12 protein-coding genes and 1 tRNA gene are annotated in these 14,323 nt (G+C 33.3%); 4 read left to right on the forward strand and 9 right to left on the reverse strand.

What is annotated here, in order from left to right:
* Positions 1 to 48: 48 nt before the first annotated feature.
* The 4 genes from ABYT26_RS10890 to ABYT26_RS10905 form a co-directional block, all read right to left on the reverse strand.
* Positions 49 to 681 carry a phosphopantothenoylcysteine decarboxylase gene (locus tag ABYT26_RS10890; protein WP_372753762.1) on the reverse strand — a complete coding sequence of 211 codons (633 nt, stop codon included), beginning with the start codon at positions 679 to 681 and terminating at the stop codon, positions 49 to 51.
* 14 nt (positions 682 to 695) lie between these two features.
* Entirely contained in the window at positions 696 to 1,253 is a 558-nt protein-coding gene (locus tag ABYT26_RS10895; RefSeq protein ID WP_372753764.1) for a flavoprotein, read from the reverse strand.
* 62 nt (positions 1,254 to 1,315) lie between these two features.
* Positions 1,316 to 1,651, reverse strand: a complete 336-nt coding sequence (locus tag ABYT26_RS10900; protein WP_372753766.1) for a DNA-directed RNA polymerase subunit omega — start codon at positions 1,649 to 1,651, stop codon at positions 1,316 to 1,318.
* A gap of 23 nt (positions 1,652 to 1,674) precedes the next feature.
* The gene (locus ABYT26_RS10905; protein WP_372753768.1) at positions 1,675 to 2,478 is read right to left on the reverse strand and encodes an outer membrane protein assembly factor BamD; all 804 of its coding nucleotides are present in this window, start codon (positions 2,476 to 2,478) and stop codon (positions 1,675 to 1,677) included.
* A 167-nt stretch (positions 2,479 to 2,645) separates the two neighbouring features.
* Between ABYT26_RS10905 and ABYT26_RS10910 the strand changes: the two genes are divergently transcribed.
* On the forward strand, positions 2,646 to 3,896 hold the full coding sequence (locus ABYT26_RS10910; RefSeq protein ID WP_372753770.1) for an aminotransferase class I/II-fold pyridoxal phosphate-dependent enzyme: 1,251 nt from the start codon (positions 2,646 to 2,648) through the stop codon (positions 3,894 to 3,896).
* A 110-nt stretch (positions 3,897 to 4,006) separates the two neighbouring features.
* Here the strand turns inward: ABYT26_RS10910 and trxB are convergent, their stop codons facing one another.
* Positions 4,007 to 4,999, reverse strand: a complete 993-nt coding sequence (gene trxB / locus ABYT26_RS10915; RefSeq protein ID WP_372753772.1) for a thioredoxin-disulfide reductase — start codon at positions 4,997 to 4,999, stop codon at positions 4,007 to 4,009.
* Positions 5,000 to 5,179: 180 nt separating this feature from the next.
* On the opposite strand from trxB, the gene ABYT26_RS10920 reads away from it, so the two are divergent.
* Together ABYT26_RS10920 and ABYT26_RS10925 are read left to right on the forward strand one after the other, a co-directional pair.
* A tRNA-Pro gene (locus ABYT26_RS10920) sits at positions 5,180 to 5,255 on the forward strand.
* Positions 5,256 to 5,405: 150 nt separating this feature from the next.
* Positions 5,406 to 6,596, forward strand: coding sequence for a phage integrase SAM-like domain-containing protein (locus ABYT26_RS10925; protein WP_372753774.1), 1,191 nt, complete (start codon positions 5,406 to 5,408; stop codon positions 6,594 to 6,596).
* A gap of 93 nt (positions 6,597 to 6,689) precedes the next feature.
* Here the strand turns inward: ABYT26_RS10925 and ABYT26_RS10930 are convergent, their stop codons facing one another.
* The 4 genes from ABYT26_RS10930 to ABYT26_RS10945 are packed head-to-tail and all read right to left on the reverse strand — an operon-like array spanning position 6,690 to position 12,881.
* Positions 6,690 to 8,366 carry a hypothetical protein gene (locus ABYT26_RS10930; protein WP_372753776.1) on the reverse strand — a complete coding sequence of 559 codons (1,677 nt, stop codon included), beginning with the start codon at positions 8,364 to 8,366 and terminating at the stop codon, positions 6,690 to 6,692.
* Positions 8,367 to 8,368: 2 nt separating this feature from the next.
* Positions 8,369 to 10,285, reverse strand: a complete 1,917-nt coding sequence (locus ABYT26_RS10935; RefSeq protein WP_372753778.1) for an AAA family ATPase — start codon at positions 10,283 to 10,285, stop codon at positions 8,369 to 8,371.
* Complete coding sequence (locus ABYT26_RS10940) at positions 10,282 to 11,583, reverse strand: DNA methyltransferase (protein ID WP_372753780.1); 1,302 nt, start codon at positions 11,581 to 11,583, stop codon at positions 10,282 to 10,284. The genes ABYT26_RS10935 and ABYT26_RS10940 overlap by 4 nt, the downstream gene beginning before the upstream one ends.
* Positions 11,574 to 12,881, reverse strand: coding sequence for a hypothetical protein (locus ABYT26_RS10945; RefSeq protein ID WP_372753782.1), 1,308 nt, complete (start codon positions 12,879 to 12,881; stop codon positions 11,574 to 11,576). The genes ABYT26_RS10940 and ABYT26_RS10945 overlap by 10 nt, the downstream gene beginning before the upstream one ends.
* A 635-nt stretch (positions 12,882 to 13,516) precedes the next feature.
* Here ABYT26_RS10945 and ABYT26_RS10950 point away from each other — a divergent pair.
* A complete protein-coding gene (locus ABYT26_RS10950; protein ID WP_372753784.1) occupies positions 13,517 to 14,104 on the forward strand; it encodes a hypothetical protein in 588 nt (195 codons plus the stop codon).
* The last annotated feature ends 219 nt before the right edge of the window (positions 14,105 to 14,323 follow it).

Consider the following 14,323-nt stretch of genomic DNA (forward strand, 5'->3'; position numbering starts at 1 on the left):
AAAAATTAACACTTAAAGTTAAAAATTAAAACGGAAGAGATAGCATATTTATTCTTCATAATAAGCAATCAATTCATTCACAATATCAACAGCAACCTCAGCCTTGCTTTTCAAGGCAAACTTTTTACACTCACCATACTTGCTAAAAATTGTAATTTTATTTGTATTGTGTTGAAAACCGGCTCCTTTATCGTTTAAAGAATTAAGAACAATAAAGTCAAGATTTTTCTTTTCCAATTTTCCCTTTGCATTTAACTCTTCATCATTAGTTTCTAAAGCAAAACCAACCAAAAACTGGTTCTCTCTTTTTAATTTACCTAATGAAGCAGCAATATCTTTTGTTGGAGTTAGTTCAACCGAATAGTTTTCCTTTCCTCTTTTTACTTTCTTTTTATCGATATGTAATGGAGTAAAATCGGCAACGGCAGCTGTCATAATTCCACCATCGCAAGATGGAAACTGTTCTTGTGCTGCCACATACATCTCCTGAGCAGAAATCACATCGATGCGTTTAATATTAGAATTTTCTATTTGTAAACTCGTAGGTCCACTAATCAGAACAACTTGAGCCCCTTGATTGGCCAATTCCTCAGCAATGGAAAAACCCATCTTACCAGATGAAAAATTACCAATAAATCGAACAGGGTCAATTTGTTCATAAGTTGGTCCTGCTGTCAGCAATATCCGTTTACCGCTTAGTTTTTTTTTTTAGATTCGAAAAAATCAACGACTTTCTTCACAATGATCTCGGGCTCTTCCATTCGGCCCTTTCCATAAAGACCACTTGCCAACTCTCCACTTGAAGGCTCTATAAATAAATCACCATAAGATCGTAGAATTTCCATATTTCGTAAGGTGGCTGGATGTTTAAACATATCCAAATCCATTGCTGGAGCGTGCATCACCGGGCATTTAGCCGAAAGATAAGTTGTCAGTAGTAAGTTATCACAAATACCGTGAGCCATTTTAGCCATTGTGTTGGCGGTAGTAGGTGCTACAAGTAGCAAATCTGCCCAAATTCCCAAATCTACATGACTATTCCAACTGCCATCATCATGCTTAAAAAAATCAGACAAAACTGTATTCTTAGACAGTGTAGCCATGGTAACCGGAGATATAAATTCCTTTGCATAAGTAGTCATAATTACTTTTACATTAGCCCCTTCTTTCACTAGCAAACGAACTAAAGAAGCAGCTTTATAGGCCGCTATACTTGCAGTTACACCAAGAATGATATTTTTATCTTTTAACATAATTTCGTTTTAAAATAAAAAGTTCCCTCTGTAACAAAGGGAACTAATAGACTATCTTATAACTAATCGATTGTTTTTGTCTCTTTCGCAGGATTTCTGTAATAGATTTCTCCATTAATAAATTCCTCAACTGCGATTAATGATGGCTTTGGCAATCTCTCGTAATATTTAGAGATTTCAATCTGCTCGCGATTTTCAAAAACCTCTTCCAAGTTATCTGTATAAGAAGCAAACTCCTGCAATTTCTTATTCAGTTCACTTTTCAGTTCAACAGCAATTTGATTAGAACGCTTCCCCATAATCACTACAGATTCATACACATTACCCACTTCTTCACTTAATTCAGTCATGTTACGGGTAATTGTAGAACTTGCTGCATTTGTTTTTTTGTAATCCATACTATAAAAGAATTAGATCTATTTTAAATATTCGTATTAAACTTACTCAAGTATGATTCGATATCTTCAATCATTTTTTCAGTACGTTTCTGGTACTTACTTTCAGGGAATTCATCAACAAAAGAATAATATTCTTCTTTTGCTAGATTGTATCTCTCTCTTTGCTTATCAGCAATACTATTATATGCCAACTGGTAACGTGACTCTAAAAGCATAAACATTAAATCTTCACGATAGGAAGAACCTGGATAATCTTTAATACTATTTTGAAGAGATATTATGGCCGCAGGAAAACGTTCTCTATCGTAATAATTTCTCGCACTTAGGTAAGATTTATACACCAATTTATCCTGCATTTCATCAATATAATCATTACATCTCGGAATTCTTGTAGAATTAGGGTAACGGTTGACATATAACTGAAATGCATCTATCGCATCTTGTGTTGATGTTTGGTCTAATCTAGGCTTTGGAGATTCTAAATAATAACAATAAGCACTCATATACAAACTCTCTTCAGAGTAAGGACTATCTGGAAAAGTCTTAAGGAAATTTCTGAAATAATAACCCGCAGAAATGTAATCTCCAGATCCATAAGAACAGTAAGAGATATAATAGCTAATTGTTTCAGCCTTACTTGTACCTCGATAAATTGGTAACAACTCCTCAAATAGAGTAGCCGCTTTCACATATTCTTCACTATTATAGTACTCAATAGCCTTCTTATATCTCAATGGATTATCATTGCTTTTTAAAAGCTTTTGATAATCGCTACAACCACCTAAAACAAAGGCGAAAAGTAAAAAAAGATAAACAATTTTCCTCATAGATATAACCTCTCTGTTTTTTTGCATTTTGCAAAGATATAGTTTTCATGCGAAATATTGAATACTTTCCAAGCTTATTATACAATTCTTTATAATTTATTGCTAGAATTCTAAAAAACATTACTTTTGCACAATTGCAATAAAAACATTACAAAAAAGTATATACTGTGGATATATTTGACAAAGTTACATCGAAAAAAGGAAATCTAGGGCAATACGCTAAGCAAGCTCATGGATATTTCGCATTTCCTAAACTGGAAGGGGAAATTGGTTCAAGAATGAAATTTCGTGGAAAAGAAGTTTTAACATGGAGTTTGAATAACTACATCGGATTAGCCAATCACCCTGAAGTTAGAAAAGAAGATGCTGAAGCAACTGAAAGATGGGGATTAGCTTACCCAATGGGAGCTCGTATGATGTCCGGTCAAACAAGTCGTCACGAAGAGTTAGAAGCTCAATTGGCCGATTTTGTGGGAAAACCAGATGCCTTCCTTTTGAATTTTGGCTACCAAGGAATGGTGTCTATTATTGATTCTATGGTAGGTCGTCATGATGTGATTGTTTACGATTCTGAATCGCATGCATGTATCATGGATGGTTTAAGACTTCATGTTGGGAAACGGTTCGTTTACCCTCACAACGACATGGAAAACCTTAAAAAAGAATTAGAAAGAGCAAGCAAATGGACTGAAAAAACAGGAGGAGGAATCCTTGTAATTACTGAAGGTGTATTTGGAATGGCTGGTGACCTTGGTAAATTGGATGAAATTTGTGCTCTTAAAGATGATTTCAATTTCCGTTTACTTGTTGATGATGCACACGGCTTTGGTGTGATGGGAAAAACTGGTGCAGGAACAATTGAGCATTTCGGCGTTGAAGATAAAGTAGATTTGCATTTCAGTACTTTTGCAAAAGCTATGGCTGGTATTGGTGCTTTTATCGCTTGTAGCGAAGAAGTTGGCACTTACCTAAGATACACAATGAGATCACAAATTTTTGCAAAATCATTGCCAATGCCGATGGTTGAAGGATCTCTTAAACGCCTAGAGCTATTAAAAAACTCACCAGAATTGCGTGAGAATCTTTGGTCTGTTACCAAAGCATTACAAGCGGGATTAACAGAAGCAGGATTAAATATTGGTGTAACAGAATCACCAGTTACTCCGGTTTATCTTTCGGGTAGTGTTGCCGAAGGAACCCAAGTAACTATGGATTTAAGAGAAAATTACAACATTTTCTGTTCTATCGTGGTTTATCCTGTAATTCCGAAAGGACAACTACTGCTTAGATTGATTCCAACAGCAACTCACACCTTAGAAGATGTTGAATACACTGTTAACGCCTTTAAAGAAGTTGCCAAAAAATTAAGTGATGGAAAATACAGCAACGAAAAATTTGCAGATATTTTCAATCAATAGTATTTTTTAATACTCATAAAACGGCATCTATTTGGATGCCGTTTTTTTTATGCACAAAAAAATACCCGACTATCGCTAGTCGGGTTTTCTATATTATCAGATTGCAATACTTATTCTCTTTCTGCTAAAAAACGTTCGGCATCCATCGCAGCCATACAACCTGAACCTGCTGAAGTAATTGCCTGACGGTAATGAGGATCTTTTAAATCGCCTGCAGCAAACACTCCTGGAACATTTGTTTTAGTAGAATCTGCTTCAGTTAAAATATAACCTTGCTCATCGGTTTTAACGTAATCGCTAAACACTTTTGAATTTGGAGTATGCCCAATGGCTACAAAATAACCATCTATTTTAATATCAACTTCTTCCTCATCTGTTTCGCCCATTCTTTTAATCAGCTTCACTCCCTGCACAACTCCTTCACCATACAACTCTTTGGTATTGTGTTCAAAAAGAATTTCAATATTTTCCGTTTTAGCTACACGATCTTGCATTGCTTTTGAGGCTCTTAAATAAGGCTTACGAACAATTAAATACACTTTCTTGGCTAAACCAGCAAGGTAAGTAGCTTCCTCGGCAGCAGTGTCACCACCACCTACAACGGCAACATCCATACCTCTGTAAAAGAAACCATCGCAAGTAGCACATGCCGACACCCCAGATCCCATGTATTTTTCTTCAGTAGGAAAACCTAGATATTTAGCAGTCGCTCCTGTTGCTAAAATAACAGACTCGGCTTCGATCATTTTCTTCTCATCAACTACAACTTTGTATGGATATTCTGAGAAATCAACAGAAGTAACAAGTCCCCAACGACAATCTGTTCCAAATCGCTCTGCTTGCTTCTTTAAATCAGCCATCATTGCTGGGCCAGTTACCCCATCTGGATAGCCTGGAAAATTGTCAACCTCTGTAGTCGTTGTTAACTGTCCTCCGGGCTGCATTCCTTCAATTACCACTGGACTTAAATTCGCCCTTGCCGCATAAATAGCGGCAGTATATCCTGCGGGACCAGACCCAACAATCAGACACTTAACCTTTTCCACATCTCCCTCGGGAACTAAAGGATTTGTCTCTCCCAAATTCATTGACTTAAATTCCATATATGTTTACTTATTCTGTTTCTAAATAATATTTTCGTGAAACAAATCTACAAAATATCCAGATAACTGCAAGTGTGTTTATGGATAGAAAAAATAGATGCAATCATCAATTTACTCGAATCTTTCGGCCCTTTATTTTTGTCAATTCTGTAAGTTCAATTATATTTGTCCTCGCAATATCGGGGCGTAGCTCAGCCAGGTTTAGAGTACACGTCTGGGGGGCGTGGGGTCGGAAGTTCGAATCTTCTCGCCCCGACAAAGCAAATCAATTGAATACTAAGCGGTTACACCTCCTGTAACCGCTTTTATTTTGCTTTATTTTCATTTAAATATTGCGATTTAAGATGCTTTTTGTAGCTTTAAAAGTATAGAAACTTGCAAAAAACTTGCAAAAAAATTACCCAATATGGCTACTGCAAAATTGATCTTAGACAACCGAAAAGCGAAGAACGACGGGACTTTCCCGATAAAGTTAGCAATTTCTCACAAAACTAAAACTTCCTACATACGTGCAAATTTTGCAATTCCTGAGAAATATTGGGACAATGGACGTATAAAAAGAGGCTGTCCTGGAATTGAAAATATAAGAACAGCCAATAACAAACTAGCCTCTATCCTACTCGATGCAGATGATTTTATAGAGGAATTGGAGGAAAGAAGAAGAATAAATATAATGACTGCATCACAAATTGCAGATTACATTAAAAATGGTGGAAAACAGCAACAATGCGTGATAAATTTTCTGGAATACATGGAAAATTACGTTCCTACAATAAAAAATAGCAGTACCCGAGAAAAATACAATACCACTCTTACAAAATTAAAAGAATATATGGGCGAAGATTTACTTTTCTTCGATGATATCACAAAAGCCTGGCTAAACAGATACAAAGAATACAGATTAGCAAATGCAAGTGCAGCCACAACAAATATCGATCTTAGAAATATTCGTTCTGTTTTTAATCGAGCTATCGACTTCGATGAAATAATTGGACAGGAAACCTATCCTTTCAGAAAATTTGAATTTGCCGAAAGCAAGCCCAGAAATTTAAGGTTACCCATTGAAAAAATCAGAAAAATAAGAGATTTCGAAACCGACAACAAATACATTGCCCTGGCTCGCGATTTCTTTATGCTATCGTTTTATTTAATTGGCATGAATAATTCTGACATTTATGATATTCCAGACATTAGCGAAGGACGTATTGAATACGATCGAAATAAAACGCAAAAAACCTACTCCATAAAAGTGGAACCCGAAGCTCAAGAAATAATAGAACGAAGAAAAGGGGAAAATTCACTGTTGATCTATCAGGAGAAATATGCCAATGCCAGGAACCTTACCAAACAAATGAACAAGCACCTTAAAGAAATTGGGAAAGACGAAAGCATTAATGTTCCTGATTTAATGATGTACCACGCCCGACACTCATGGGCAGGCATTGCAGCAAAGAAACCCATTGGAGCAGGAAAACCCGTAATTGCCCAGGCTCTTGGCCATGGAAAAACAACAGTTACCGATACTTATTTCGATTACGATAATGAGCTGGTGGATGATTTGAATAGGAAAGTGCTTGATTTACTAAAAACAATTTAAGTTCGAATTAGGTAACAGAATTTTTCAAAAAAACTCTATACTAATCAATATTTCTCCTTATTTTTTATGAGAAATAAATACACCTATAAAAAACTAAATCAGATCGTATCGACTAAAGCCTTCTAAAATACCATCCAACTTTGTCTCTCCCATATGTTTTGCCAAGAATAATCGATTATCTTTTGAATAACATTTCCCATTAAGCAATCTGAAATGGGCATTCACAAAAGTCTTCAAATCTTCTCTGCTAGAAAAATCCCTATACTTAAACTCATACCCACATTCATTAGAACTAAAGTATTCAACAAAATCATTTCTAAACAGATCTTTAACCTGACTTCTCAATTGAGATATTTCTGTAGAAATACTACTTGTATAGCCTTTTAAAACGTACAGGAAATTCATATCATATTGACGAACAAATAAAGTATCTCTATCGAATAAACGATCCTCCCAGTGGTAAGACTTAACAACCTTATCCTTATCCTTTGGTTTAATATGAGGGTTTTCGAAATCAAGATCAGAGTCTACATAACCATAAATAAAGAAATTTGGTGTTATATTATACCCCTCCGTCACATCATCTCTATACCTCATTCTTGTGGTGTAAGTCTCTCTCTTATTCAACAAATCAATATTGAACTGAACTATATTCTTTGCATAGGTAAATTGTTTATATCTTGACATTTCACCTGCTCCTGAACCAGTCTTATAATACTTTGAATCGCCTATATAAAATATCGTATCATCTCTATCTATTAAAGACGCATGCTCAAACAGATGATCAATAATCTTACCATCCTTATTATTCTTCAAAGATGGAATATCAACACCATCTACTGTCTTATATCGATCATCTATATCATCTGAAAGAAGCTTATCAACCATATCCTCAAAAACAAGATTATAGTTTCTTACAGTAATAAACTCATTTCTCTTCCTCTTTACACTAGCAGTGCTATTATAAGAAAGATATAACTCACATAACTGATAAATTCTTCTAAATAAATCTGAAAAATATCTATGCTTGATGTTTCTTAATCTCTTAAGACCATTAGACTTAACCTTATCAATCTTCTCTATTTTAAAAGACTTATCAATGTCAAAATTAAGTTTATGTTCCTTCTCAAAATGACGTAATATGGAGTAAAAAATAGTCAACAACTCTTCTTCATAATTAATCAGCTTCTTTTTGCTACTCATCATATGATAAACAGGCTGACCTTTCTTATTAATCAATGGAAGTGACTTTTGAATTGTTCTATTCCAATTCACCTTATCTGCCTGATTAGAAACACTATTCATATATCTAAAAAGAATAACCCTCCTATTTTTCTTATGGAAATTTGTAAAAGTAAGAAACAAATCAAGGTACGTATATTCCTTATCTCCAACATTCGTATTCAACTCAAAAATCTCATTCTCTCTCGCAATCCCCTGATCAAACTTTCTCTTCCTATATTCAATCAAGCTATTATAAAAAATGACAAGCAACTGCCTTATCCAGTTATACTCGTCCATATGCTTTATCCCCTTACCAGAAAAACCTTCTACTAATTGAGCCGTTGAATATTTACCTAACATCAAGCCATTTCCAAACATGAAAACCTTAGGAAGAAAATACACCAACTCACTACTATCAATTGAATGATAATACCCTACATGATTTATTCTACCTTCATCACCTTTAGAATCATAAAAACTAGCATCGTCAAGAAAAGATTCTAAAACCATTGTCTTATACCACTCACCTTCAACTAAGACTCTCATATCTAATCAGCATCAGTCGTTGCAACATCTTCCGCTTCTTTCGCATAAGCAACCCCCAATTTATCAAGAATCCCTTCAATCATCTTAAGACCACTAATCTCAATAGGAAATAAGTCTTGATATGTAGTCTTATTCTCAAAGATCGAATCCTCTTCATCCTTAAAAACATCATTCCATAGGTAGAACATAACCTTATGAATAAAATCTTTTAGCTTTATATTCCCCATTGTGCCATCCGATTTCGTTTTAGGTTTTACAAAATAATTTCCTATTTGCTTATCCGCTCCTAAACTAGGATTATCTTTTATCTTATTATTTACTTTTTCAATGAATTGAATCCAATCAAAAGTTCTTCCCTCTTCAATTTCAACTTTAAAACTATAAGACTCATTTTTAGTGCCATCAGAACAAGTATCTCGATATTCAATCGGTACATATATCCAATCCCATCGCCTTTTAAAAGCACTATCCATAGGATATAACGATTGATCAGAAGTATTCATTGTTGCCAAAATTACAAGGTTAGATGGTAATCTCATCTTACCATTCTCTATTCCTCTGGACTCACCCTTAAATTCCTCTACAAGATATTTTTTCAAATCTTCATTGGGAGTAATTTCATATTTACTTAACCCTTCATCATTTCGATCCAACAATTGAAATAGATCACCAAATATTTCAGCGCAATTGCCCCTATTAATCTCATCAATTATCAAATAATAAATATTTGAAGATTCATCATTCCACGCATCCACATATATGTCAGTAAACACTTGTGGCGAAAATTGATACTTAATATCATTTCCAATACTTTGAGGCTTGTAACACCCAACAAAGGAAGAATGGTCATAGTCAGGATGAAATGTTATTTTGCGTTTAAATTTATCGTCTAAATCTTTCGTCAAGAAATCAACAGTATAAGATTTACCAGTACCTGGTGCTCCAAAGTATATTCTATTAAGGGATATTTCACTTTTAATTGAAGATTTTTTATCATCCCAGGCCAAAACTTTAAATGCTTCTAAGCAACCTTCTTTTAATGATATCATGAGAGCAGAGTAGTTTTTATTAGTTTTAAAAATTTGAGAGAACTCATTTATAATATTAACTGGACTTTTTTTAGTGAAAATCTCATTAAAAACATCTTTATCCACATTGCTTTTTTCTAGAGTATAAAAATCATATAGAAAAGATTGGAAATTCATATAAGAAATATAGAAAAGCCCTCTAGGATTTTTGTTTTTGTGGTTTCCAATGAAAAAGACGGAGCCCTTTTCATATACTATGCCTGTCAATGATATTTTCTCATCTATAGCTTTAATTATATCTTTCGCATTACTAAACTCAACCCTAATGCTAATCTTATCAGACTCGATTATTTTAATCGGAAAAGGTGCATCATTTAATATTCTCGTTAGGAAAACATTTTGATTAATATTTAATTCACAAAACATAGCGGCTGTCAAATACCTTAAGTAAGATCGTTCATCAGCATCTAAAGGCATCGGAAATAGTTCAAGAAGTCTTTGTAAGATAAAGTTTAAAGAAATTGGCCTATCATTTAGAGTTGCATTTTGCTGGATTAAACAGAAGCAACATATTGCATTATACCCTTTTTGCAGAATTTGATTACCCTCGTCCTTATCAATTGCTCTTTTAATTAAATAAGATAAGTAGCCGAAATCTGAATGGATTGGAAGATCTTTTCTTAAGTTGTCATACGCAATAGGACTGCGCGTAAGAGGGTAATTTAGAACACCTATGTCATATAATTCTTTTGAACGAGTTGGATTGTCTGAACCATTTGTTCCTAGAATAGCATTTAGATCATTAGTATTTGCTTGGAGCTTTTCAGATAGAAAACCTTCAGTCCAATCAATCCATTTTTCCAAAAGAGTATCTAGATAACTATAAATCATTTTGTTAATATTAGAACATATTCATAATCAATTTTACCACCATTATTATTCCTAGGAATTGAGGTTCTATGATCTTTAATTGGATATTTATAGTATCCATCCCATTTAAATCCAACTTCCTGAGCTAGTTCTGCAATAATTTTATGAGTTGGAATTGAAACACTATTGATAACATTATCTCCAATTATCATATGATACTCTCCATCATCTTTTAATGCACGATAAACTGACAATAAATTCTTAAAAATATCATTAAAATAAGCTAAACTATTATTTGCGACATTTAAATTAGATGTTTTTTTTGTTTTAGGGCAAGAAAAAAGCAATTGATCATAGAATTGACTAAATATTTTGGAAACTACTTCAAAAATTTCTTGTTCTCTTCTTTTTGCATGTCCGACTTGTAATTTTCTCAATTTATCAATATCAGAGTTCACTAATGTCCCTACCCAAGCGCTTTCAATCTTTATTATTTGTGTATAATCAAAAGCATTTAAGTAAGGTGGTGAAGTGATAGCTAAATCTATGATTTGATCAATTGAATTAAAATCAGTCGCATCAAACCCAACCCAATTAATTCTTGTTTCGCTCTCTACGTTATCATTACATTGAGAAATAGCGTTAAAATGAGCATTGTAACTGTATTCAAAAGATTCACCAACGGGCTTTTTTTTCTTCTCATACTTAGAAGAAATATAAGGTTTCGTTGATTGTCTTTCCATTTTAGAAGAAGGCTTAATACAATCAGCAAAAGCAACTTTAAGAAAATTCAAATATTTTTCATTAGCTACATTCTCGTAAATATATGACTTAAGCTTTAAAAGGTCATTAAAAACATTGTCATCAAACCAGTATTCTATATTTTTTAAATCTGGATAATACTTTTTGATTGGAATTTGTTGTTGCCAATTCCTAATTATCTGTTCAAATTTTTCATTCAATTCCTCTTTCTCGACTTTTGAGAAACGAATACTACTAACTTCTGCAATTAATCGAGCAAATGGGTCCATTTCTGCACCATATACCACACAATTCAAATTTGTAGCCTCAACTGCAGTAGTTCCAGATCCCATAAATGGATCCAAAACACTAATTGGCCTTTCTTTTAATTTATGAAGTATAGTTGCTCTAGGAACTAAAAAGACACTCCTTGCAGGATATCTATTATAGATTCTGTTCCCCAATTGTTCAAGCTTTCTTGTGCTAGGAAATATTATAGTACTATCCCAACTAAGTTTATAAGGGTTGAATATCCCATTTATATCAGTTTGGCTTATGTCAGTTTGGTTTATTTCCATTGAAGAATTATTAAGCTTTCTCGTAAAAATTTTTTATCTTTTTCTCTAATTATCTTTAATTGTTGAGACGAAGGTGTTAATGTTCTGTAAGATTCAATACCAACTATTTCGTATCCTAATTGAATTGCTAATTCAGAAATTAGAATATCTGTAGCTATTGGTAGTCCCCCATAAACACTGTTACCTACAACAATTCCAACAATTGCACCACTCTTCAAATTTGGGATTAGTTCACTTAGAACTTTACCCATATCAGAAAAATATCCTACCAGCATTTGTGGAATTTTCTTATCCCACAACTCACACTCACTGAGATGCTTGAATATCTCATTATTAACAAGATTATGCCCATAATCACGATTTCTTGCTTGCCATTTATAATGTACATGACTCACAACTGAACTTTCTCTAAAATTCTTCTGGTCAATTTTTTCTTTAAAAAATCCTCCAAACCACAATTCGACTAGGTAAACTTTACTATAATCAAAACAATTAGCATAAGGCGGTGATGTAATCACAATATCCGCTTTTTTAGGAAGAGAGTATGGATCAAATGAACTCTGTTCGTAAACAACACCTAACGAATTAATCTTAGTGCTATTAATATCATGTAAAAACTCGTTTATTTTTTCAGAAATAATATCCTTTAAAACAGATAAATCTTTTATTTGATTAAAGTTTTTTTTCCTTTTTACTCCATTTCCATCCTTTCGATGCGTTGATACTTTCTCAAGATTTGTTAGTAGTGCAAGGTTAAATAAATTTTTTATTTTAGGTATTTCTAGTGTATCAATCCAATACTGTATTTGCAAAATTGAATCAAGAGTACTTTCATCGAAATAACTATTCACAGTATTATTTACTGGAGGATTGTTTTTTCGATCAAAGTTAATTTTATTAAAGACTTTTAATGTTGACTCCAAATTAGTTATATCATTTGAGTCATAAATAGTATTTTTTATCTTAGAGATATAATTACTTAGAGGATTAATATCATTTGAAAAAGCCGAATAACCAAGTATTGAACTTTCTAAAACGGTTGTCCCAATACCTCCAAATGGATCAAAAACCACAGTTGATTTCAAACTACTAAATCTCTGTATAAAATCAGCAACAAAAATAGGCGAAAAACCTTCCTTGTATGTGAACCAGCGATGTTTTGGACATCCTTTTGCCTGTTTAAAATTTACCGGTGTGTCAAACTGTTTACTATTAATTAATTCAATCGGGTATTCATTTTCAAATCTATTATAATAATCTGTAATTGTATCAACAATATTTATTTCTTCCAAAACCATTTATTCTTCTTAATTTCCGGTATAACTCTTTAACTCTCACAATTGACACATCTACAGTATTAGTATATATCAACCTTTATATCCACTCTTTATAAGACTAAAAAAACTACATATTTTGCTTATTACTTCATTATTTATTAGCTTAATTCTTATTCCTCGTTTTGAGCTAAATATGGAATAAAAATCTCACACTAAAGCCAAAGTATCTTAAGACACAAATATACTTAAGATTGCTTCATATCTCAAAAAACTATGTAATAAACACGATTGTATTTTCACTAAATATAGTCACAGTATGTTATGATATTCTAATTGTATCATGAAATGCTATCTTATTTACCAATTTCATATCACTAGAATAGATTAAATAAACAAAAAACTATTACAAATAAAATAAGACTTTAATTGCTTCACCTTGAAGGAATCTGCAAATCCCTGCCATATCATTATACTCTAATTTTACACCGTTAACTGGATCGGAATATCTAAGCGATTAAAACCGAATCAAATAAGATCATTAACCCGATAACGAAATGAATTAAAATATGGAATGTAAAGTATGCGGAAAGCCAATAATTGGTAAAAGACCTGACAGTAAATATTGCTCTGTAAGTTGTGTTAATACAGCAAAACAGATGAGAGCAACAGAAAGATATCTAAATGAATTAAACGATTTCGATCGCGATAACGAGATAAACACAAAAAAGCCCCAACAAATGCCACAAAACGCCTCAGAAGAATTACGAAGCATCGAAAAAAAGAATTTTAACACCATACTGAACCTAAGAAGCGAGTACGGGGATAAAATCAGAGCCCTGGAAAACACGAATTTAAAACAGGAGTTCACTATTGAAAAATTGAAGGATCAAGTTATCGATTTAAAGGAAAAACACAGCAAAGATATTGCCGATGCCAACACCAGCACAACCAAAGAAACCGTTACTGCCATAACACAAATGCCCGCTATTCAATCGGCTTTAGGTGCTTTTGCAAACAATCTAATTCCCAGTAGTGCAAATGGTTTGGGTAATTTAGCCGATCAGTTAAACATTCAGGAAAGACAGATTATCGATGCAATCCGAAGGATGCAACCCGATGCACAGACATACTTGGCACAAATGCTTTACATCCTCTTTTCAAAACCTCATAATGAACAGATGCAAATATTTAGCTCATTACAGGCTTATATGGCACAGGAAGAAAAAGAGGAAGATGATATTTAAACCAGCTTCAAACACAGATACAGGATAAAAGGAACTTTCAAGAGTTCCTTTTTTTTTATGCCTGATCGGGATATCTGTTTAGCTCATTTTCACTCTCTCAAACTGGTTTTTTATTAAAATCTGCTATCAGTAATCTGCATTAGCAATCACCTTTATTCACTATCAGTCAAAGCTATTGACTGTTAAACTGATATCCTCATATTTGGGATATGAAAACAG

Origin of the sequence: Labilibaculum sp., assembly GCF_041595635.1 — a bacterium.
Classification (GTDB): Bacteria; Bacteroidota; Bacteroidia; order Bacteroidales; family Marinifilaceae; genus Labilibaculum.

Coding starts and splice junctions, on each gene's coding strand:
- ABYT26_RS10895 (WP_372753764.1), bottom strand. CDS start 1,253: ATGTTAAAAGATAAAAATATCATTCTTGGTGTAACTGCAAGTATAGCG.
- ABYT26_RS10900 (WP_372753766.1), bottom strand. CDS start 1,651: ATGGATTACAAAAAAACAAATGCAGCAAGTTCTACAATTACCCGTAAC.
- ABYT26_RS10905 (WP_372753768.1), bottom strand. CDS start 2,478: ATGAGGAAAATTGTTTATCTTTTTTTACTTTTCGCCTTTGTTTTAGGT.
- trxB (WP_372753772.1), bottom strand. CDS start 4,999: ATGGAATTTAAGTCAATGAATTTGGGAGAGACAAATCCTTTAGTTCCC.
- ABYT26_RS10925 (WP_372753774.1), top strand. CDS start 5,406: ATGGCTACTGCAAAATTGATCTTAGACAACCGAAAAGCGAAGAACGAC.
- ABYT26_RS10930 (WP_372753776.1), bottom strand. CDS start 8,366: ATGAGAGTCTTAGTTGAAGGTGAGTGGTATAAGACAATGGTTTTAGAA.
- ABYT26_RS10935 (WP_372753778.1), bottom strand. CDS start 10,285: ATGATTTATAGTTATCTAGATACTCTTTTGGAAAAATGGATTGATTGG.
- ABYT26_RS10940 (WP_372753780.1), bottom strand. CDS start 11,583: ATGGAAATAAACCAAACTGACATAAGCCAAACTGATATAAATGGGATA.
- ABYT26_RS10945 (WP_372753782.1), bottom strand. CDS start 12,881: ATGGTTTTGGAAGAAATAAATATTGTTGATACAATTACAGATTATTAT.
- ABYT26_RS10950 (WP_372753784.1), top strand. CDS start 13,517: ATGAGAGCAACAGAAAGATATCTAAATGAATTAAACGATTTCGATCGC.